The organism is Methylobacterium dankookense (assembly GCF_902141855.1).
Classification (GTDB): Bacteria; Pseudomonadota; Alphaproteobacteria; order Rhizobiales; family Beijerinckiaceae; genus Methylobacterium; species Methylobacterium dankookense.
The window spans coordinates 95,444-113,275 of sequence record NZ_CABFVH010000015.1; the positions used below are offsets into that span (position 1 = coordinate 95,444).

General features: G+C 68.8%; 25 protein-coding genes and 1 tRNA gene. 16 read left to right on the top strand and 10 right to left on the bottom strand.

Annotated elements, in window-relative coordinates:
• Positions 1-3: 3 nt before the first annotated feature.
• Both MTDSW087_RS13525 and MTDSW087_RS13530 read left to right on the top strand, forming a co-directional pair.
• Positions 4-837 carry a glycosyltransferase family 2 protein gene (locus MTDSW087_RS13525; RefSeq protein ID WP_144764661.1) on the top strand — a complete coding sequence of 278 codons (834 nt, stop codon included), beginning with the start codon at positions 4-6 and terminating at the stop codon, positions 835-837.
• A gap of 13 nt (positions 838-850) precedes the next feature.
• Positions 851-943: transfer RNA gene (locus MTDSW087_RS13530), tRNA-Ser, on the top strand.
• Positions 944-1,093: 150 nt separating this feature from the next.
• On the opposite strand, the gene MTDSW087_RS13535 is transcribed toward MTDSW087_RS13530, so the two are convergent.
• The 4 genes from MTDSW087_RS13535 to MTDSW087_RS13550 form a co-directional block, all read right to left on the bottom strand.
• On the bottom strand, positions 1,094-2,086 hold the full coding sequence (locus MTDSW087_RS13535) for a DNA-methyltransferase (protein ID WP_144764663.1): 993 nt from the start codon (positions 2,084-2,086) through the stop codon (positions 1,094-1,096).
• A gap of 10 nt (positions 2,087-2,096) precedes the next feature.
• Complete coding sequence (locus MTDSW087_RS13540; protein WP_144764665.1) at positions 2,097-2,306, bottom strand: hypothetical protein; 210 nt, start codon at positions 2,304-2,306, stop codon at positions 2,097-2,099.
• A 141-nt stretch (positions 2,307-2,447) separates the two neighbouring features.
• Positions 2,448-2,696 (bottom strand): RNA-binding protein, encoded by a 249-nt coding sequence (locus MTDSW087_RS13545; RefSeq protein WP_144764667.1) that lies wholly within the window; start codon positions 2,694-2,696, stop codon positions 2,448-2,450.
• A 265-nt stretch (positions 2,697-2,961) separates the two neighbouring features.
• On the bottom strand, positions 2,962-3,387 hold the full coding sequence (locus MTDSW087_RS13550; protein WP_144764669.1) for a hypothetical protein: 426 nt from the start codon (positions 3,385-3,387) through the stop codon (positions 2,962-2,964).
• A gap of 96 nt (positions 3,388-3,483) precedes the next feature.
• Here MTDSW087_RS13550 and MTDSW087_RS30135 point away from each other — a divergent pair, with 96 nt between their 5' ends.
• Positions 3,484-3,627 (top strand): hypothetical protein, encoded by a 144-nt coding sequence (locus MTDSW087_RS30135; protein WP_186383836.1) that lies wholly within the window; start codon positions 3,484-3,486, stop codon positions 3,625-3,627.
• A gap of 28 nt (positions 3,628-3,655) precedes the next feature.
• Positions 3,656-3,883, top strand: coding sequence for a hypothetical protein (locus MTDSW087_RS13555; RefSeq protein ID WP_144764671.1), 228 nt, complete (start codon positions 3,656-3,658; stop codon positions 3,881-3,883).
• A gap of 23 nt (positions 3,884-3,906) precedes the next feature.
• Here MTDSW087_RS13555 and MTDSW087_RS13560 read toward each other — a convergent pair whose 3' ends face one another.
• The 4 genes from MTDSW087_RS13560 to MTDSW087_RS13575 are packed head-to-tail and all read right to left on the bottom strand — an operon-like array spanning position 3,907 to position 5,010.
• On the bottom strand, positions 3,907-4,131 hold the full coding sequence (locus tag MTDSW087_RS13560; RefSeq protein ID WP_144764672.1) for a hypothetical protein: 225 nt from the start codon (positions 4,129-4,131) through the stop codon (positions 3,907-3,909).
• Positions 4,128-4,334, bottom strand: a complete 207-nt coding sequence (locus MTDSW087_RS13565; protein WP_144764674.1) for a hypothetical protein — start codon at positions 4,332-4,334, stop codon at positions 4,128-4,130. Before MTDSW087_RS13565 ends, MTDSW087_RS13560 begins: the two co-directional genes overlap by 4 nt.
• Positions 4,331-4,573 carry a hypothetical protein gene (locus tag MTDSW087_RS13570; RefSeq protein WP_144764676.1) on the bottom strand — a complete coding sequence of 81 codons (243 nt, stop codon included), beginning with the start codon at positions 4,571-4,573 and terminating at the stop codon, positions 4,331-4,333. Before MTDSW087_RS13570 ends, MTDSW087_RS13565 begins: the two co-directional genes overlap by 4 nt.
• A complete protein-coding gene (locus MTDSW087_RS13575; RefSeq protein WP_144764678.1) occupies positions 4,570-5,010 on the bottom strand; it encodes a hypothetical protein in 441 nt (146 codons plus the stop codon). Before MTDSW087_RS13575 ends, MTDSW087_RS13570 begins: the two co-directional genes overlap by 4 nt.
• A gap of 366 nt (positions 5,011-5,376) precedes the next feature.
• Between MTDSW087_RS13575 and MTDSW087_RS13580 the strand changes: the two genes are divergently transcribed.
• From MTDSW087_RS13580 to MTDSW087_RS13620, 9 genes are all read left to right on the top strand, one after another.
• The gene (locus MTDSW087_RS13580) at positions 5,377-7,041 is read left to right on the top strand and encodes an AAA family ATPase (RefSeq protein ID WP_238178604.1); all 1,665 of its coding nucleotides are present in this window, start codon (positions 5,377-5,379) and stop codon (positions 7,039-7,041) included.
• Complete coding sequence (locus tag MTDSW087_RS13585; RefSeq protein ID WP_144764682.1) at positions 7,038-7,295, top strand: hypothetical protein; 258 nt, start codon at positions 7,038-7,040, stop codon at positions 7,293-7,295. Before MTDSW087_RS13580 ends, MTDSW087_RS13585 begins: the two co-directional genes overlap by 4 nt.
• Positions 7,283-7,876, top strand: a complete 594-nt coding sequence (locus MTDSW087_RS13590; protein ID WP_238178605.1) for a hypothetical protein — start codon at positions 7,283-7,285, stop codon at positions 7,874-7,876. Before MTDSW087_RS13585 ends, MTDSW087_RS13590 begins: the two co-directional genes overlap by 13 nt.
• Positions 7,854-8,234 (top strand): hypothetical protein, encoded by a 381-nt coding sequence (locus tag MTDSW087_RS13595; protein WP_144764686.1) that lies wholly within the window; start codon positions 7,854-7,856, stop codon positions 8,232-8,234. Before MTDSW087_RS13590 ends, MTDSW087_RS13595 begins: the two co-directional genes overlap by 23 nt.
• Positions 8,234-8,662 (top strand): DUF6634 family protein, encoded by a 429-nt coding sequence (locus tag MTDSW087_RS13600; protein WP_144764688.1) that lies wholly within the window; start codon positions 8,234-8,236, stop codon positions 8,660-8,662. The genes MTDSW087_RS13595 and MTDSW087_RS13600 overlap by 1 nt, the downstream gene beginning before the upstream one ends.
• A 3-nt stretch (positions 8,663-8,665) precedes the next feature.
• Positions 8,666-9,220, top strand: coding sequence for a hypothetical protein (locus MTDSW087_RS13605; protein ID WP_144764690.1), 555 nt, complete (start codon positions 8,666-8,668; stop codon positions 9,218-9,220).
• A 6-nt stretch (positions 9,221-9,226) separates the two neighbouring features.
• On the top strand, positions 9,227-9,559 hold the full coding sequence (locus MTDSW087_RS13610; RefSeq protein ID WP_144764693.1) for a hypothetical protein: 333 nt from the start codon (positions 9,227-9,229) through the stop codon (positions 9,557-9,559).
• Positions 9,560-9,614: 55 nt separating this feature from the next.
• Positions 9,615-9,860, top strand: a complete 246-nt coding sequence (locus tag MTDSW087_RS13615; RefSeq protein ID WP_144764695.1) for a hypothetical protein — start codon at positions 9,615-9,617, stop codon at positions 9,858-9,860.
• A gap of 584 nt (positions 9,861-10,444) precedes the next feature.
• Positions 10,445-10,951, top strand: a complete 507-nt coding sequence (locus tag MTDSW087_RS13620) for a hypothetical protein (RefSeq protein ID WP_144764697.1) — start codon at positions 10,445-10,447, stop codon at positions 10,949-10,951.
• Between the two features lie 856 nt (positions 10,952-11,807).
• Here MTDSW087_RS13620 and MTDSW087_RS13630 read toward each other — a convergent pair.
• Positions 11,808-12,704: an ImmA/IrrE family metallo-endopeptidase gene (locus MTDSW087_RS13630; protein ID WP_144764701.1), complete on the bottom strand. Its 897-nt coding sequence runs from the start codon at positions 12,702-12,704 to the stop codon at positions 11,808-11,810.
• A gap of 97 nt (positions 12,705-12,801) precedes the next feature.
• Positions 12,802-13,110, bottom strand: a complete 309-nt coding sequence (locus tag MTDSW087_RS13635) for a helix-turn-helix domain-containing protein (protein WP_238178606.1) — start codon at positions 13,108-13,110, stop codon at positions 12,802-12,804.
• Positions 13,111-13,265: 155 nt separating this feature from the next.
• Here MTDSW087_RS13635 and MTDSW087_RS13640 point away from each other — a divergent pair, with 155 nt between their 5' ends.
• From MTDSW087_RS13640 to MTDSW087_RS13650, 3 genes are read left to right on the top strand one after another with little or no spacing between them, the layout of a single operon-like run.
• Positions 13,266-14,396 carry an anti-phage 6A-MBL system MBL-fold protein gene (locus MTDSW087_RS13640; RefSeq protein ID WP_144764705.1) on the top strand — a complete coding sequence of 377 codons (1,131 nt, stop codon included), beginning with the start codon at positions 13,266-13,268 and terminating at the stop codon, positions 14,394-14,396.
• Complete coding sequence (locus MTDSW087_RS13645; RefSeq protein WP_186383837.1) at positions 14,389-16,719, top strand: anti-phage 6A-MBL system cap2_3 protein; 2,331 nt, start codon at positions 14,389-14,391, stop codon at positions 16,717-16,719. The genes MTDSW087_RS13640 and MTDSW087_RS13645 overlap by 8 nt, the downstream gene beginning before the upstream one ends.
• Positions 16,719-17,522, top strand: coding sequence for a hypothetical protein (locus MTDSW087_RS13650; RefSeq protein WP_144764709.1), 804 nt, complete (start codon positions 16,719-16,721; stop codon positions 17,520-17,522). The genes MTDSW087_RS13645 and MTDSW087_RS13650 overlap by 1 nt, the downstream gene beginning before the upstream one ends.
• The last annotated feature ends 310 nt before the right edge of the window (positions 17,523-17,832 follow it).

The following is a 17,832-nucleotide window of genomic DNA, read 5'->3' on the forward strand; positions in this document are numbered from 1 at the left end:
GCCATGTCCGCCACGAACTCCGTCCTGCCGCTCTCCGTCTTCATCATCGCCAAGAACGAGGCCGACCGGATCGGCGCCACCATCCGCGCGGTGCGCGACCTGACCGACGACCTCGTCGTGGTCGATTCCGGCTCCACCGACGGGACGCAGGCGCTCGCCGAGAGCCTCGGCGCCCGGGTGATCCACAATCCCTGGCCGGGCTACGGGCCGCAGAAGCGCTTCGCCGAGGAGCTTTGCCGCCATCCCTGGCTCTTCAACCTCGACGCCGACGAGGTGGTCCCGCCCGAACTCGCGGCCGAGATCCGCGCCCTGTTCGCGCAAGGCGAGCCGCGCCTGCCCGCATGGCGCACCGGCATCGCCGAGATCTTCCCCGGCGAGCGCCGCCCGCACCGCTGGGCCTACACGCTCACCCCCGTGCGCCTCTACCGGATCGATGCCGGCCGCTACTCGCCGTCCCCGGTCCACGACCGCGTGGACCTGAGCCCGGGCATCGTGCCCGGCCGGCTCCGCGCCGTGATCCACCATTTCTCGGTGCGCTCGCTCGGCGACCAGCTCGACAAGCTGAACCGCTATTCCGACCAGCAGGCGGACGACCTCGAGGCGCGCGGCGTCGTCATCCCCAGCTGGCGCATCTTCGTGGAGCTGCCGGGCAACTTCCTGAAAGCCTATCTCGGCCGCCGCCACTTCGTGCGCGGCGTCTACGGCTTCCTCACCGCGATGAACTACGCCATCTCGCGCCACCTGCGCGTGGCCAAGCACTACGAACGCCGTCACACCCCTGCCACAGCCCCCGCTTCGACGCGGGACCGGGTTGACCGGCGCGAGGCGAACTCTTAGAGCCGGTGTTGCCGGAGACGTGGCCGAGAGGCTGAAGGCACTCGTTTGCTAAATGAGCATACCCCTAAAAAGGGTATCGAGGGTTCGAATCCCTCCGTCTCCGCCACCTATGCGCACCCCTAGTTAAGGTGTTGAAAACAAACGGATTGCCGGGCCATCTACACCCCGGTTTGAACCGGTTTGTAACCGCCGCCCAGGGGCGTATTTGTCACCGCCGGACGGCCTCCTCCACAGATTCGATCCGCCGATCCTTGGCCTACTCGGCCGCGACCTGCGCAAACAGCCGTCCGACGGCTTCCAGGCGCTGGGTCGCGATGCGGGTGTAGGCCGGGTTCAGCTCGCACAGGATGGCGTTGCGCAGCAGGCGCTCCGCGACGAGCGCCGTCGTCCCGGCCCCGCCGAAGGGATCCAGGACCATGCCGCCCTCCGGGCACCCAGCGAGGATGCACGGCTCGACGAGGGCCGGCGGGAAGGTCGCGAAGTGCGCCTCCTTGAAGGGAGTCGGCGTCACGGTCCAGACCGACCGCTTCTGCCGCCCCGAGGACCTGTCGTAGCTCGAACCGGTCTCGTCCCGGCCGCGGGCGACGTCGACCTCGCCGGTGCCGGCCCCCCGCCACATGCCGGTCGAGGCGACGCTCCGCCCCTCCATTGGGAGCTGGTTCGGGGAGACCTTGTAGCCCCATGCCGCCTCCTCGCGGATCGCGGCGTGGTCGTAGCGGTACCGGGCGCTCTTCGTCAGCATGTAGAGCATCTCGTGACCCGGCGTGGTCCGGTCCTTCACGCTCGACGGCATCGGGCAGGGCTTGTGCCAGACGATCTCGTCGCGGATCCACCAGCCGTCGTCCTGCAACGCGATCGCCGTCCTGGCCAAGATCATGAACCGGTCCTTCGGCTTCATGCCGGACCGGGCGCGTCGGTGCCGGGGGTGCATCGTCACCCGGACGCGGTCGAGGCCGCCGCGGCCGTTGTAGCCGCCGGAGCGACCGCCCCACTTGTCGTCCGAGCAGTAGCTGTCCCCGAGGTTGAGCCAGAGGGTCCCGTCCGGGCGCAGGACGCGCCGGACCTCGCGGAAGACCTCGACCATGGCGGCGACGAACTCGGCGGGGGTGGGCTCCAGGCCGATCTGCCCGTCGACGCCGTAGTCGCGCAGCCCGAAGTACGGGGGCGAGGTGACGACGCAGTGGACCGAATCGGCGGGGAGCGAGCGCAGGGTGTCCCCGCAGTCGCCGAGGAGGATGCGGGTCGACATCGCGCCCACCTCAGAGCTGGCCGGAGCGGATGAGCGACATCGTCTCGGCGCTGATGCCGAAGGCCCGGGCCAGCTCCTTCACCCTGCGGCGGCTGCGCAGGATCGCCTTGATCTCCTTGGCGGTGAGCTGGGAGGCCTCGGCGCGGCGCTCGTTGGTGCCGCGGACGTGGGCGGGGGCGGGGACGTGTTTACAGGTGTCGGGGCTGTGGCAAACGCGCACGGGCAAGTCCTCGCTAAGGGCGAGGAGTGCCTCCACGGCTTCCCTGGATGACCGGACTTACAGCGAAAGGCGCTGGCCGCAGGAGCGCCTCTCCGAAGGCGTCTAACGCGAATATGTCACCGCCCGGCCATTCGCACAGGGCTACCGGGCCGCGTCGGGACCGAGCTGGCGGTGGAGGTCCTCGGCCGCCCGCCGCAGGTCGAAGTAGCCGTCGACCAGCGTCCGGGCTTCCCCGGTCGGCTCGCCGTCCTCGCCCGTGACCAGGCATGATTGCAGCAGCCCGACGTAGGCGCCGCTCGTGCCCGCGGCGGTGAGCGTCCCGTGCACCGCCCGCATTATCGCCTCGACCGCCACGGCCGGCCGGGCCCGCATCGCGGTCGCCTGCGCCAACTCGCCCGCGTTGTGGTGGGACCACTGCGTCCCTTCTGGCGGCGGTCCCCGCAGGGCGTCGACGACCTCGGTCAGGATCTCGCCCTGCCGGGCGATGACGTCCGTGGCCGAGCGGAGCTCCTGCCAGAGGACCTCGACGTCGTCCTAGTCGGTGGAGAGCTTCGCCTCGAAGGCAGCCTGCTCCTCCGGGGTGGGATCTCGCATGCCGAGGTGCTCGTCGAGGCCGGCGATCATGCCCGCAGCCTTTCTGTCTAGAATCGGCATTTCAGGCAGTCTCCCCTTCCGGCATCGGGAGCGCGATCTCACCGATCCGGTAGCCAATCGCTTGGAGCGCCTTCATGGGGTCGAGTAGCCACCCAGCGAGACGCTCCAGGTCTTCGCGCTCCCAGATCAGCCACTGGCGCTTGAACTCGAACAGCCCGTCCCGGCTGAGGATATCCGGGTGGATTGTGAACAGGTCACCTTCGCAGTCGCCCTTGGACAACGCCGCCTGGTTCGCCTCGGTGATGTTGAGACCGAGCGAGATGGTGGGCAGGAGCGAAGCGTCAACGAAGTCGCCGCGGCCATCCTCCCAGGTCCAGATCTCGTCAAGCACCCGCAGGTCGCCCCAGTCCGGACGCCTATCGTCCGTCATCTGGAACACCGTGCCCCTGGGCATCTTGCTGAATTCAGCCCACCCGACGATGCGCATGCTCCCCCTCCCTCAATCGCAGGCCGACCAGCAGGCCGGCACCCCCGTGCTCCCCCGGGCTTGCCCTGCGGCCGTGACGGCGCGAGAATCCCGGGCATGCCCGACCATGATCAGCCGGCCGCCCTTCCGGTGCTCGACGACCCCGCCGGGGACGGCTACGGGCCCGAGGCGCTCGCCGTCCTGCGGGGCATGGAGCCCCCGCGCCGGCCGGCCGGCTTCGTCGAGAAGTGCCCCCGCTAACCCGGCCGAGGACGGCCCCGGCGCCGGGGTGCGGGTCGAGCTCACCGTGCGCGTGGTCGTCGGCAGCGAGCGGTCCACGGTCATCGTGGTCGACCCGCTGACCGGGCGCGCCATCGCGCACGAGGTCCTCCCGCACGGGGGCGAGGCCGACCTCGCCGCCGCGGCCGTCGAGGCCGCGATCAGGGCCCGCCTGCCGAGCGCGCCAGGCGGCGTGCCCGGGGGACTGCGGGAAGCGGCGGGCGAGCCGGGCGAGTAGGTCGGCCGAGGGGGCGGGGCGGGTCACTGGCGCCTCGCGTAGTCGGGCTTGCCGTCGGGCCCGAAGAGCGGGCTCATGCCCTGCTCGCCAGCGGTATAGCGGCAGCCCGTCTTCGGGTCGGTCCACACGAGGACGCCACCGTGCTTCTCACAGCCTTCGCCCGGCGTGGTGATGGCGACCGCGGCAGCGATGAACGCCACCGCCGCCAGCACGCCGAGAAACCCCACGGACATCTTCCCTTCGTTCATCCCTTCCTCCTCATGGCCGCCTGTGCCCTCGCGCAGGAATCCCGGCACTCCGGCTCGCCGGCCGCCCGCTCCTGGCAGGCGTCCTGGCAGCGCGCGTAGGCCCGCAGCCCCCGGGCGAACCGGGACGCGTCCGGGTCGGCCGGCAGGTACCGGGCGACGGCCTCGCGGGCCCGGGCCAGCGCGTCGGGGGCTGGGTGGCTCATGCCGCGACGCGCTCCGGGTGGAGGACGTTGAAGCGGGCGAAGCGGTCGTAGGCGGCCGACCAGACCTCATAGGCCTGCTCCTGGGCCTCCTTGGACTCGGCCGTGTAGTCCATCGTCGCCGGGTCGATCCTGGCGTGGCCCTGGGCGAACTCGATCCCGGCGCAGCCCTCGTCGTAGAGCGCCTGCAGGCCCCGGCGGGCCAGGGCGATCATGTCGAATTCGGTGGGCTCGATCGTCATGCGCCATCTCCCGGCGTCAGGCGCGCCAGCTCGCTCGCCATCTCGTCCTTGAAAGCCTGCCGGGCGAAGGCCTCTTCGCCCTTGATCTCGTAGTTCCAGCCCTCGGCCGAGCTACGAAAGCCAGCGCGAAACGCCTGCTCCAGGGTGATGCCGCCCGTGCGGACGAACCCTGCGTCCCGCAGCACTGCCTCAGCCTTGTGCGTGTTGACTTCTAGTTCGGTGTTGCCCGGCCGATGGGCGCGATGCCTCAGGGCTACGCCTGCATCGAGCGCGGCCGAGATGACTTCCAAGTCCGACATCGCCCGCAGCTTGGCGATCCGCGCCACGTCGGCGGCCCTTGCGCGCTCGTCGGCGACCATGCCGTCGAAGAAGTCCCGCTCCCCCTTGGGCAGCGCCGCAACCGCGCGCGCCATCTCGGCAACCTGCTCGATTTCCATGGTCGACCCTCCTGTGTTGAGGGTCCCACTTCGCCCGGATTCGCACAGAGGCATCCGGGCAACACGAGCCGACTACCGAGACGAACCTAGTCCCCGCGCATGTTACATTCGCAGGGTCTTTCGATCGGATCGCCCTGCGGAAGTAACACCGGGTCAGCGTCCAGGGATTCATCAACCAATACTGGCTGACCCCCTTGCCGGCGGAGTCCGCCCAGGCCATGTTGGCCTCATGAGCGAGCTGTCGAAACCGAAACGCGCCTGATCCCCCGCCGCCTTGAGCCCCCCGGCTCGGCGGCATGCGCGCCCCCGTTTCCAGCGAGTCCCCCAATGACCACGACTGCCCGCCGCGCGGCCCTCGCCGCTGTGATGAAGAACCTGCGCTCGTACACTAAGCCGAGGTGGCCCAAGCCCGGCGAGAAGCCCCACAACACGATCGAACTCCTGAGCGGGGCCGAGTTCGAGGGTGGCGACGTCGTCCGCGACATCGGCATGTACCTGTCGCCGATGCTGGAGCCCTCGTGGCCGCATAAGGTCCCGAAGCGCCTGCTGACGATCATGAAGGGCCTGCGCGCCGAGCCGTCGCTTGCCCGGCTCCGCCAGCTCGAAGACGCCGCCCAGACCGTGCTCGACGAGGCCGACGCCGGGCGATCCCCGGTGCTCGCGCAGACGATCGCGGTCGTGGAGGACCTCGTCGACCGCAGCCTCGTCTACGCCGCTGCCCTCGGCTGCCAGAGGGCGGCGATGCGCTGCGCGGTCCTCGCGTTCCGGCACTGGCGGGGGCGGCCTACGAGCTTCGCCAATCCCGTCACGCATGGCCTGATGCTCAGCATGCTCGATTATCTGCACAGCGCGGACCTGCACGTAGCCCCGGCCGACGTGCGGGGCTACGTGCAGGAATCGCGGCACATGCAGATCTGGCAGGCGGACGGCGACGCGCGGCGGCTCACGTACCTGCTCACACTCGTTCAGGACGCGATCGACACCCCGGAGGCGGGCGCGTCGGCGCCGGACGACCCCGAGGACCGGGCGGCAATCGCGGAGGACCGGGCCGGCATCGTGCGGCAGGCGCCCCCTGTGACGGAGACGCGCCCCGAGGATGGGGTCCTCTGGTTCAACGAAGACGGCCAGACCTACACCGGCGCAGACCTGCCGCTCGCGCCGGGCATGGTCGTCATCGGTGACGTCAGCCACGTCAAGAAGAGCGGCAAGCTCGACACCGACCCGGTGAAGGAAGCCGAGCCGATCATCGGCAAGCGGCTGCCTCTCGTCGCACCCCCGGCTGACCTAGGCGCGGCACGGGCCGAGCTGCTTGGCGAGTTCCCTCATGCCGAGCGCATCGTCGACCGGCTGCTCCGGCCCCAAGCCTCACGGGACAGCGTGGGCAATCCGCCGGTCCTCATCTGGGGACCGCCTGGCGGCGGCAAGACCCGGTTCGCCCGCCGTTACGGCGAGGTCATGGGCCTTCAGCCGGGGGTGCTGTCCATGGCGGGCCTGACGGACGCGCTGCCGATCACCGGCACGCCGCGCGGCTGGTCCTCGGCGAATTTCGGCATTCTCGTGCGGGAACTCCTGCGCACGAAGATCGCCAATCCGCTGATCGTCGTCGACGAGGGCGACAAGATCGGGGCATCCCGGCATAACGGCAACGCGGCCGACGCGCTGATGAACCTGCTCAGCCCCGAGACTAGCGCCCGATACAGGGACGTATACCTGCAGGCCGATGTAGACGGCTCGCGGGTGCAGTGGATCATCACAGCCAATACGCTCGACACGATCCCGAAGCCGCTGCTCGACCGGTGCCTCGTGCTGCGCCTGGAGGAGCCGGGCCCGGAGCACCTCCGCACCCTGGCGACTTCCATCCTGCAGGACGTCCGCACCGACCGGGGGCTCGACGAGCTCTGGGCGCCCCCGTTCGACGGCGTGGAATGGTCCGCGCTGGAGGCCAATTGGGCGAAGGGGGGCAGCCTGCGCGCCCTCCGGCGCCTCGTCGAGACGGTTCTCGACGCTCGCGAAGCGGGGCTCCGGCAGTGAGCGCCGTCATCTCGGAGCTGCGGCTCCTGCGCGACGCGGTCGAGGAGGACCTCGACCGCCGACGCGTCGACGAGAACCTGGGACGGGGCGTCTACGGCTACGTGGGCTGCCTCATCCGCCTCGTCGAGGACGGCGACCGCGACCCCGTCCGGTCCCTGAACGAGGCCCGGAGCGCGGCCGGATTCCTGCGCGCCGTCCCCCGCCTGCCCGACCCCCGCCCCCGCTCGTGGAATGCCCCGTCATGCCCCGCGTGATCCCCGCCGAAGCGATGGCCTACCTCGCCGGCGCCCTGGACGAGGGCGCGATAGTCGGCATCCGGGTAACCAGCGTCGACCCCACTCCCGAGGGGCCTCGCGTGCGGTTCGAGGTCCCGCCGCTGCGCCGCCGCCGCGGCGACACGAAGCGCCTGCCGGACCGCGCCGTGATCGCCGAGCTCGTGAGCAGGATGGTCGCCCGCCGGTGGAAGGACAGCCCCGTGCCGCGAGAGGTCCCCGAGGCGCACCAGATGGATCTCGCGGTGAGCCACCCCGTCGTCATCGGTGATTTCACCGAGACGGCCGCCGGCTGGCACTGGCTGCTCTCGGCCGCCGCGGGCTGGATCGAGGAGACCGGCGTTCCGACAGGCTTCAAGAGCGTGCAGATCAAAGAAAAGTTCGGCACGCTCAGGTGGTATTGCAGTTGTCTCGAAGACGAGGACCGCCTTCAAGCCGGCAGGATCATCCAGGCGGCGGAGTGGATCTCCGGGGCGGTCTGCGAGACCTGCGGCGCGCCGGGGTCCGTCCGCCCCGGGGGCTGGGTCAGGACTGCGTGCGATGCCCACGCCCGTAAGCGTTGACGTGCATCGCAACCTGACCAGGCGCGCCTGGTCTGTTCGGGTCGCCGGCCGAGTCGTCGGCCACGTCCCGGCGATCGCGCTGCGCGACGTCGTCCTCCGGTCCTCGAACGCGTCCCGGATCCGGTGCCTCCGTCTCGGGACCCGGGACGTCCACGCCTGGGCCCGGGGCATCCCGACCGACGCGGCGCGCCCGCCCGAGGCGGTCCGCTTCCGGTACAGGCTCGCCGAGCCCGGCTTCAGACTCGCCGACGGCCAGGTCCTCCTCGCGGCGGAGGTCGCCTGGTTCGAGGAAGACGGCAGCGCGTGGTGCCTTGCTAGCCCAGATGCGAACGTGCTCATCGGAGGGACAGACACGTGATGAGGGTACGCACGCTCACGCCCGGCGAGCTCGCCGAAATCGAACGCCTCCGGGCAGCCGCGCGCGCGACCCTTGCGCAGATTCGCGCAGGGTGGGTCCCCGGCGAGGCCGCCCTCGCCGAAGCCCCGTTCCTCGACGAGTGGGACGAGCGCACGCACCCGCAGGACGGCAAGCCCTGCCTGACGGGCAACGTCTACGGGCACCCGCGCCTGGGCGATCGCTGGATCTGCACGAGCCCGCTGCTCCATCGCGGCGAGAGTTGGGCCCTTACCAGCAACCGCCTCTACATCCTCGGCAAGCCCCGCCTCGATCGAGTCATCGCCGGCCGCCGCGGCCGGGGGCGCTCCCTCCTCGATGGCTCGCCCTCCGTCCCGCCGACTGGCGGCCCCGGGATCCCCGGCGCCGACGACGACCTTCCGGAGCCCTGAGTCATGACCCGCGCTGACATCGAGGCCGCGTTCGAGGACCGGGACCGCTTGGCCGGCGGATGGGAGCCCTCGGGCCACGTCTGGGGCGACGCCCCGATGCTCAACCGCTGGGCCTACGGCGTGCACCCGGCCTCGGGCACGATGGCGCTCGTCGGGTTCCTCAACGGGCAGGCCAGGACCTGCTCGCCGGTCGTCGCGATGCTCACCGGCCCCGGCGGTATCGGCTGGGCGCGGACGCTGTCCGGCTGGCTCCGGCTGGTGCTGACGAGCGACGAACTTCACCGCCAGGGCCGCCACCTCCTCCCTGCGCACGCCCGGGACCTGGAGCTCGCCGCGTTCGACGCGGGCTACCGGGCGCCGCGGCGGTCCCTTCGCCCCGAGGGCCCGATCAACACGGACCCGCGCTGGCACGAGGCGGCCGACTTCATTGATCGGACCGCCAGGGACGCGGAGATCGGGTTCGCCGTGTTCTACGCCCGGCAGAAACGGGTGACCCTCGCCGAGGCCCGCCGGGCCATGGAGACCTTCTGGCTAAGCCGAACCCTGACCTTCGAGTGAGCCCCCATGCGTGTTGCGTACCTCGCCGCGGCCCTGGCCGCGCTCTCCAGCCATGCCCATGCAGGCCCCCGGCTCCCCGCGCTGGGGCTCTACTGCCCAGTTGGCGAGGACGTCCCGCCGATCTCCGTCGACGCCGACGGCGGCCTCGGAATCGACCTGCTCGACTGCGAGGGCGCACGCTTCGCGCGCGCGCGCGTCCGAGCCGAGGTCTGCTTCGCGAACGGGGGATCCGTGGTGGCGCTCAACACCGACCTCGTCGTGCGCCGCGACAGCACGCTTCGGCACGGGGGCGTGACGTTCAGGCTCTACACTGGCCGGCGGCCGTGCCCGGCGCCGTAGCCCGCAGGCCCTCGGCTGGCTGGCTGAGCGCCTGCCGGACGCGCAGATCGTCTACGTGCCCGGCAATCACAACTTCTGGTGGGACCGCGGCGAGGACCGCTTCACGCTCGCCGACCGGATGGTGGCCCGCGGCCGCGAGGTTGCTGCACGCCACGACATTCACCTCCTCATGGACGACACGGTCACGATTGCCGACACCCGCTTCGCCAGTGGCACGCTCTGGAACGATTTCCGCCTCGGCTCCGCCACGCCGACCTACGCCATGCGCTCGGCCCAAGGGCGCAAGGGTATGGTCGACTAGCGCCGGATCCGCACCGGCCCACCCCCGCACGACCGCACGTCCACGAGGCTGACCGTGGACCCGGCCGGCACGGCGGCTCGCGCCGTGCGGGGTGCGAAGTCCATATTGGGACTCCATTCGCTAACCCTGTCGCTCATTTCCGTCTCAAACAATCTCCCCCTTTGATCCGAATCGTAGTACCGATATGGACGGCGATGAGCTGCAGTACGCTACATAGCAATGGCTTATCGAGGAAAGAATGAGGCGTAGATGACTGTAAGTAGGGAGGCATTCCGGCTGGCGCTAGCGGCGCTCAGGCAGCTCCTGCGCGATGGCGAGGCTAACCGGCCATCGCCCAATGTTACGTCGTCGGGAGTTCCCCGTGCCGGCTGTGCCCCGGTCCCCGGACAAGGACGCTCGATCGGCGTCCAACGGTAGCAGCAATAACAATCGGCAAAGCGGAAGCTGAAGCCAGTTGAGCGGCGTCGCTCAGCTCAATCAAATATCTGCGCTGGAGGTTAGAGTCATGACTGCGGTAGGACAATATATAGTATTATCAGACTAAAAGAACAACATAAATTCAGTCGAAACATAAGGTTAAAACCATGAATACCTACGATGTGTACGAGAAGTTCGTCGCCAACATGATCGAGCATGCCCGTGAACAAGAAGTCGCCATGTCACTTATGGACCAGGTACGGCAGTCAAAGCATATGCTCGATCAGGTTCGGCACCATGACGCATTTCTTGCTCTGATCCCTAACGATGGCGCTGTTGGCGGTCATTCGCTGTACGTCATTACAGGCCAAGACGTACTGGAAGGAGCCGGTTTCAACTTAGCTGTCGTCGAACAAGTGGGCAACCCTGTTCAACCGCGTCCCCGCCGCCTCAACCGGCCGCTGCGGGTGGGAGCCTTCCTTGTCGGATCCTACAGAGAGGCTCGATACTTAGATATCAGCCTCGGGGATTCTGCCTCTTCCAAGAAGATGCGGAAGTGGCAAGAGAGAGACGGTGGGCCTGAGGCCATTCGGAATATGCGCCAAGCTATTACGCCGGCGGGGCGAGCTTACATCCGCGCCAACCCTCACCTGTTTCGGGCTGAGTACCACTAACAGCCTGTTCAACCCGCTAACGACATGGCGGCGCTCGGAGGTTGTGAGCGTGAGCAAATAATAGTTTCCAGTAAAACCGTTCAATACCAGCAGTCATAGCGGAGTTGATCCATACCCTCACCGAGACGACCAAGCCAACTATTTTTACTTGCAGATTTGGTCCTCATTTACCCGCCCGAGGAGTGTTCATGCCCCGCCCGTCATCGCGCCCACCTCATCCAGGCCGGACGCCGGCCGAGCGCCGTGCCCTCGACAGCATCGGCTGTGGGAGGACCACGCCAACAATGCACTCAAAGGTTCGCCAAAACCTGATCGCCTCCGGATTGATTGTGCAGTGCGGGGAACGGGTATTTGGCACGGGGCCCTCTGCCATCCGCGTGCCGGAGTACGAGATGCCGATCCCAGTTCATATGCAGTGGTGCTCCGCCGTCGCTGCGGTCGATGAGTAACGGCCGACGAGTAAATAGCGACATCTAAGGCCGGCGCACGATGATCCCGACTGGTTGCCCAGCGTACAAGTTGCTGGCATTTGGCCAGCTTCCTCTGCACGGCCATGCTCGTCGGCGGCCAGAGCGAACTGTGGTGCAGATTTGGCCACAACGAACTCTACGACAGGGACGGATAGACAGAGAATTTGACTCTTACCGGAGTCGAGCCAGCCCCTCCGCCCCCGCCCTTCTCTAGACCGCTCGGATTTGGGCGACCCAGACGAGGGCAGGCTCCTCGCGAGAGGACTTAACAACAGCCACTCAGCGGCGCCGTGCTGACCTCGCTCATGGCACGCTTCCTAGCTGGATACCCGGCTATCGAGCTCGACCTCGACTACAGCGACCTCTGGATCAGCGAGGGGGCTCGGCTATCGAAGCCGTCCAAGGGCCTCGAAACGGTCCACCACGTCGGGCTCCGATTCCTCGCGCGGGCGCAACCTCGGAACCGCGTCGTCCAACTGCAGGATGGTAATCACCCTTTCGTGCGCCGTGGCATGCACCGTGTACTCCTCGACCTCCTCGTCGAACCAGACGCCGGGCGGATGACGGATGCCGGCCCTGCATCGATCGGCGAGCGCGGGCTGCGCGGCGCCTGAGGCCTCGTGGATCGGCTGAGGCGGACCCGATGTCCTGAAGAAGCGGCCGGTTCGATGCGCCGCCGTGCTCGACCACGACCACAGGACATAGCTGTCCTTCGAGACGACGATGACGGCCCGACGCTCCGTGTATTCGAGCCAGCGCAACATGAGCGCCGTCAACGAGACCCCGTAACGGCCGGCCAGCGCGCCGAGATCCTCCAGCGTGGGCTTCGCTTTCGGATCCAGCTGCCGCCGCATGTCGTGGAGCGGCATCAGGAGCGAGGCCGCGAAGGTATCAGCCTCCTTCTCGATCACCCTGATGTCGCGCTGGGAGAGGTCCCCAACCTTGCAGTAGATGCCGTCGGCCGGTAGCAGGTGGCGATGCATGAGGTAGTGACCGGCCTCGTGCGCCACCGTGAACCGTCGGCGTCCCTCGTTCGCCGAGGCGTTGCAGATCACCAGCCAGCCCCGGGGATCGCCGCGCATCGGAACGAGCGCGCCCTCGAAGCCCTTCAGGGGCTGGGTCTCGACGCCGAGCACCGGGTCGTCCGGCCACCGCGCGCGCGAGATCTCAAGGATCAGCTGCTCGATGTCGACCGGATACCGGTCTTCCGCCTTCGCCAGGTCCAGCAGCTGCGTCAGGTCGTTGGCCCACCGCGTCGGCGCCAACCCCGCGGAAGAAGCCATGCCCGCAACCTCGAATCGGTCCTGACCCAAACTCGCAGGAAGCCGCCGCTTCCACAACGCGGTCAAGGTCGGAACCGTCGGGGCTGAAGGCCCGCGGTCAGCGCTTGAAGGTCTCCGTGATGCGCCGGATCTGCTCCTTCACGGACGGGTCGAGCCCCTTGTACTTGCGGAAGAACGCCTCGTCCTCGGCAGTCGCCAGATCGGCCTCGCTGTCCATGAGGTAGTCGGCCGTGACGCCGAGAGCCTTCGCGATGCGGTCGATCTTCTCCGCGGACGGACGTGGCGGGTTCTTGTTCTCAAGCTCCCACACGTACGACTTGCTCGACCCGGTCCGCTCGGCGAGCTGGTCGAGCGTCAGGCCGGCCTTCTTACGCAGCTCCCGGATCTTCTCGCCGAAGGTTGCCACGTCGCTCACCACTCCCGCCGATCCCCGGCCCATCCCGTGTTCGCTGTAGGATAACACGAGGGGCTTGAATCGCGACCCGCCGTAGCCCACGTTCGGAGTAGGCATACACAATGGTTCGTTGATCCGACCACAGTCGGCCGAGGCGGAGCACCGACATGACGGCGTCCACGGTTCATTTCCGCGTCGGCAACGGCGACATGGCCCTGATCGAGTTGGAGGACGGCCGGACGATCCTGGTCGATGTCAACGCACGCCAGCCGGGCGCCGACATCCCAGACGTCATTGCGCAGCTCCGCAAGCGCCTGAAGCGGGACGCCTCTGGGCGGCTCTACCTCGACGCATTCCTGCTCACCCACCCCGACCAGGACCACTGCCGCGGCCTGCGCGAGCACTTCCATCTCGGCCCGCCCGAGACCTGGTTCAAGACATCCGACAAGATCGTCATCCGCGAGATGTGGTCGAGCCCAATCGTGTTCAGGCGCGCGAGCCGCGACCACAAGCTGTGCGAGGACGCGGATGCCTGGGCCTGCGAGGCGCGGCGGCGCGTCAAGCGCTTCCGCGCGTTGGGGATCGGCTCGGACGGCGAGCGCATCCGCATCATGGGCGAGGACGTCGACGGCAAGACCGACGACCTCGGGCCGATCCTCGTCAAGATCGACGAGGAATTCTCGTCGATCTGCAGCGCGACGAGCCAATTCAAGGCCCGGTTGATCGCCCCCATGCCCGCCTCGGACAACGAGGAAGACGAGATCCTGTCGAAGAACAACTCCAGCGTGATCCTCGGGCTGGCCATCCAGGCCGACGGCTACGCCGACGCCTCGCGTTACTTGTTCGGCGGTGATGCCGAGGTCGGGATTTGGGAGCAGGTCTGGGACCGCAACAAGGAGCGCAAGCACGTCCTCGAATACGACGTGCTCGTCGCTCCCCATCACTGCAGCTGGCGGAGCCTCTCCTGGGACAGCTGGTCGGACTACGGCGAGGACGCCGAGGTCAGCGAAGCCGCGCGGTCCGCGCTCGGCCAAGCCCGCTCCGGCGCCGAGGTGATCGCCAGCAGCAAGAAGGTGAAGGACGACCACGACGATCCCCCCTGCATTCGCGCCAAGCGCGAGTACGAGGACATCGTCGAGCCCCAGAAAGGCACCTTCACCTGCATCGCCGACCGCCCGGGCAGCGACCCCTACGAGATCGAGGTGACCCATGCCGGGCACAAGCCGAAGCGACCGACGGTCTCGGCGACGGTGGCAGCATCGACCGGCATCGGCGCCACCCCGCTCCCCCATGGCTGACACGGCGGCGCTGCCGCAGGGACCCGACGCGCCGCCGCGGGCGGTGGCGCGCGCCCTCCGCCTCATCGCCCTGCATCCGTCCGTCCGCGCGGTCGAGAGCGCGCACTCGGCCGAGACCGGGCTCACCACCGCGACCGTGCTGATCGACGCGAACCTTCCCGCGCGGTGGCGGGTCCGCGGATGGGCCGACAACGGCGTGCGCGCCGAGGAGCCCGTCACCTTCGTGTTCTCAGCGACCTACCCGCTGCAGGAGCCCTACGTTCACCTGCGCGAGGATTTCGACCGCAGCCACCCCCATCTCCAGCCGAGGGGCCCGGCGCATCCGCCCGAGCCCTGCCTGCTGCTCGGCTCCGTCCGGGAACTGCTGCGCTCCCGGGGCATCGTCGGCCTCGTCGAGCAGGTCGCGGACTGGATCGAGCGCGCGGCCCTCGTGAGGCTCAACGATGCGAGCCGGGGATGGGAGGTCACCCGCCGGGACGAGATCGACGACCTCGCCATCCTCGACACCGCCTGGGTCCGCGCACTCCCGGGCCGAGACGCCGGATGCGACGGCTACATCGCCGTGTACGCCGCCGTCAGCGCTGCGGATCGGCCCGAGAGCTACCGCCTCATCGTCTCGACGCATCGCCACGGCCTCACCGATGGAGATTGCCGGTGGCGCTCCGAGGCGAACTCGGAGACTGAGCGCTGCGGCGACGCCCTCGCCCTGATCGCGTGGTCCGGCCGCGCGCCGTCCGGCGGGCCCTTCGTGGCGAGCGACTACCTGCCGGAATCGGTGGTCGACGTCGCCTCGCTCCACGCCAGGGCGAACGTGCTCGGCTGCGGGGAGCAGCTGCGGGCCAAGCTCGGCCTGCTGCAGTCGCGGCTCCGCGACAAGAGCAGCGACGTCCCGCATCCGGTTCTCGTCATCCTGCTCGCGCGCCGCCCCTTCGACGTGGCCGGCGCGAACTCGCCGATCGAGATCTGCCCCTACCTGATCGAGGTGCGGGGCAAGGACGACCTCGGCCCGGCGAGCGGGAAGCCGGTGCGCCTCGTCGCGCCGCTTGAGCAGGTATCGGCCGACCTTATGCGGCTCGCCTCGGGCGAGGAGGCGGGCGCCGGCCCTGCGAGATGGACGCTCCTCGGCTGCGGCAGCGTCGGTTCGAAGATCGCGACGCACATGGCCCGCTCAGGGCGGGGCCCGTCCGTCCTGATCGACCGCGACGGGATGAGGCCGCACAACTACGCCCGGCACGCCCTCTTCCCGACGAGCAGGGCCGAGCAGCTCCAGAGCGCCGACAAGGCTCCCCTGCTCGGCAAGAGCCTCGTCGAGTTCAACGAGGCGATTGGCACCGTTACGACGGACATCGTCGCGCGGCTGGCGGACCCCGCGACGGCAGCCGACGCCTTCCGGTCGGACGCCGCCTTCGTGGTCAACGCGACGGGCTCGCTCGCGGTGCGCGAGGCGCTCTGCCTGCAACACGTGATGGCGACACGCCCGAGGGTGGTCGAGACCTGCCTACTCGGCGCCGGCCGCATCGCCTACATGGCCGTCGAGGGGCCGGCCGCGAACCCGTCGCTCGGCGACATCGCCGCCGAGGCGTATCGCGCGCTCTCGGCGGATATCGCCACGTCGACGATCGTCTTCGGCCCCGATGCTGCGGCACGGCAGATCGCCATCGGTCAGGGATGCTCCTCGCTGACCTTCCCGATGACGGACGCCCACCTCTCCGCGATGACCGCCCCGATGGCCACGGTGCTCGGCAAGCTTCACGCTGGCGGGCTGCCGACGGCGGGAGGCGAGCTCCTGATCGGCCTTGGGGCCGAGGACGGCCTCGGCCAGAGCTGGACCCATGCGGCAATCGAGCCCTGGACCGTCGTGCGGGAGGCGTCGGCCGGCGAGCCGGGCATCCGGGTAAGTCCCCGGGTCGACGCCGAGATCGCGCGGGAGGTGGCCGCCCATCCCGGCAGCGAGACGGGCGGCATCATCCTCGGCCGCTACTCCGACGTCACCGATAGCTTCCATGTCGTAGACACCCTTCCGGCGCCTCCCGACAGCCGATTTTCCCCCGAGGAGTTCGTGCTCGGCGTCGAAGGCCTACCCGAGCGCCTCCAGGATTTGGTCGAGCGCAGCGGCGGCAGCCTCTATCCCCTCGGCACCTGGCACAACCACCTCGTCACCAGCGGCCCCTCCCACAAGGACATGGCCACCGCGCTGAGGCTCGCCGTTGAGCAGGCCTTCCCGCTGCTGATGCTGATCCACACGCCCGGGGGCTATCGATTCCTCGGGGTCGAGGCGACCGCGGGCCCGTCCGTCAGCGCCCCTTCGCGAGAGGCCGCGTGATGTTCCACCTCGATCGCTACACCCTGAACGCCCGCGTGCTGCCGATGCTCGTGGTCGCCTTCCCCCTGGTGCTGGCGGCCTATCCCTGGCTGCCGGCCGAGGCCTTCGCCAAGGACGACTGGGTGGGCATCGCGCTGAAGACCATCTCCACCGGTGCCGGCGCGACCGTCTTGGCGACCCTGCTGTCGTTCCCCGCGCGCACCTTCGGCACCCGGCTTGAGGAGCGGCTCTGGCGCGAGTGGGGCGGTGCGCCCTCCATGCAATACCTGCGGTACCGGCATTCGGAGCTCGACCGCCGCCAGACCGCGATCCTACACACGAAGATCGCGAGGCTCGATCCCAGCCTGCACGTTCCGAGCGCCGAGGAAGAGGAGCGCGACCCCGCTGGGGCGGACCAGTGCTACGAGAGCATGGTGCGCGTGCTGCGCGCCCGGACCTGGGGGCCGAAGAACTTTCCCCTGCTGTTCGACGAGAACGTCAGCTACGGCTTCCGCCGGAACCTACTCGGGATGCGCCCGTTCGGCCTCGCGATCAGCCTCGTCGGCATCATCTCCGGGGCGATCGCAATCTGGCTGGGCCATTTCGCTTGGCCGATCGTCGCGCTCTGCGCGGTGGCAGGCATCTACGTGCTGGCCAACGGGCCGCGGGAGCTCAGGAAGCAGGCCGAACGGTACGCCCGACGCTTGTTCGAGACCGTAGATCGCCTGCTGCCCGCCCCGGCTGCCACGCATGCAAAGGAGCCGGAGGCGAAGCCCCGTCGGAAATCATCCAAGCAGGCTGCCGGGGAAACAACCGGAACGTAGGGGCCGGCGCAGGACGAGCATCGGTGACTGAGGCTGTCGCATCGGGGGGAGGCCGAGCCGCCTCCGGTCAAGCTGGCCGCGAACCTTGCCAGGTCGCATGGCCGTCATCAGCGACTTGAACCCGAATGTCGCCATGGCGCCTCGTGACGGCGACCTCGCCAGAGAAGCGCTTGTACTTGTTGGATGCGTCGGTCTCGGGACGCCCACCCACTGTCCGTCGTCAGATGATTTGAGACGGTTTGCGGTGCTCAGGAACGGAGGCTCTGGTCCACCTTGGTTGAGAGGTTAGGCAGCCTGCGCGTGGTGGCGC

Coding starts and splice junctions, on each gene's coding strand:
- MTDSW087_RS13525 (WP_144764661.1), top strand. CDS start 4: ATGTCCGCCACGAACTCCGTCCTGCCGCTCTCCGTCTTCATCATCGCC.
- MTDSW087_RS13535 (WP_144764663.1), bottom strand. CDS start 2,086: ATGTCGACCCGCATCCTCCTCGGCGACTGCGGGGACACCCTGCGCTCG.
- MTDSW087_RS13550 (WP_144764669.1), bottom strand. CDS start 3,387: ATGCGCATCGTCGGGTGGGCTGAATTCAGCAAGATGCCCAGGGGCACG.
- MTDSW087_RS30135 (WP_186383836.1), top strand. CDS start 3,484: ATGCCCGACCATGATCAGCCGGCCGCCCTTCCGGTGCTCGACGACCCC.
- MTDSW087_RS13560 (WP_144764672.1), bottom strand. CDS start 4,131: ATGAACGAAGGGAAGATGTCCGTGGGGTTTCTCGGCGTGCTGGCGGCG.
- MTDSW087_RS13565 (WP_144764674.1), bottom strand. CDS start 4,334: ATGAGCCACCCAGCCCCCGACGCGCTGGCCCGGGCCCGCGAGGCCGTC.
- MTDSW087_RS13570 (WP_144764676.1), bottom strand. CDS start 4,573: ATGACGATCGAGCCCACCGAATTCGACATGATCGCCCTGGCCCGCCGG.
- MTDSW087_RS13575 (WP_144764678.1), bottom strand. CDS start 5,010: ATGGAAATCGAGCAGGTTGCCGAGATGGCGCGCGCGGTTGCGGCGCTG.
- MTDSW087_RS13580 (WP_238178604.1), top strand. CDS start 5,377: ATGAAGAACCTGCGCTCGTACACTAAGCCGAGGTGGCCCAAGCCCGGC.
- MTDSW087_RS13590 (WP_238178605.1), top strand. CDS start 7,283: ATGCCCCGCGTGATCCCCGCCGAAGCGATGGCCTACCTCGCCGGCGCC.
- MTDSW087_RS13595 (WP_144764686.1), top strand. CDS start 7,854: ATGCCCACGCCCGTAAGCGTTGACGTGCATCGCAACCTGACCAGGCGC.
- MTDSW087_RS13600 (WP_144764688.1), top strand. CDS start 8,234: ATGAGGGTACGCACGCTCACGCCCGGCGAGCTCGCCGAAATCGAACGC.
- MTDSW087_RS13605 (WP_144764690.1), top strand. CDS start 8,666: ATGACCCGCGCTGACATCGAGGCCGCGTTCGAGGACCGGGACCGCTTG.
- MTDSW087_RS13610 (WP_144764693.1), top strand. CDS start 9,227: ATGCGTGTTGCGTACCTCGCCGCGGCCCTGGCCGCGCTCTCCAGCCAT.
- MTDSW087_RS13620 (WP_144764697.1), top strand. CDS start 10,445: ATGAATACCTACGATGTGTACGAGAAGTTCGTCGCCAACATGATCGAG.
- MTDSW087_RS13630 (WP_144764701.1), bottom strand. CDS start 12,704: ATGGCTTCTTCCGCGGGGTTGGCGCCGACGCGGTGGGCCAACGACCTG.
- MTDSW087_RS13640 (WP_144764705.1), top strand. CDS start 13,266: ATGACGGCGTCCACGGTTCATTTCCGCGTCGGCAACGGCGACATGGCC.
- MTDSW087_RS13645 (WP_186383837.1), top strand. CDS start 14,389: ATGGCTGACACGGCGGCGCTGCCGCAGGGACCCGACGCGCCGCCGCGG.
- MTDSW087_RS13650 (WP_144764709.1), top strand. CDS start 16,719: ATGTTCCACCTCGATCGCTACACCCTGAACGCCCGCGTGCTGCCGATG.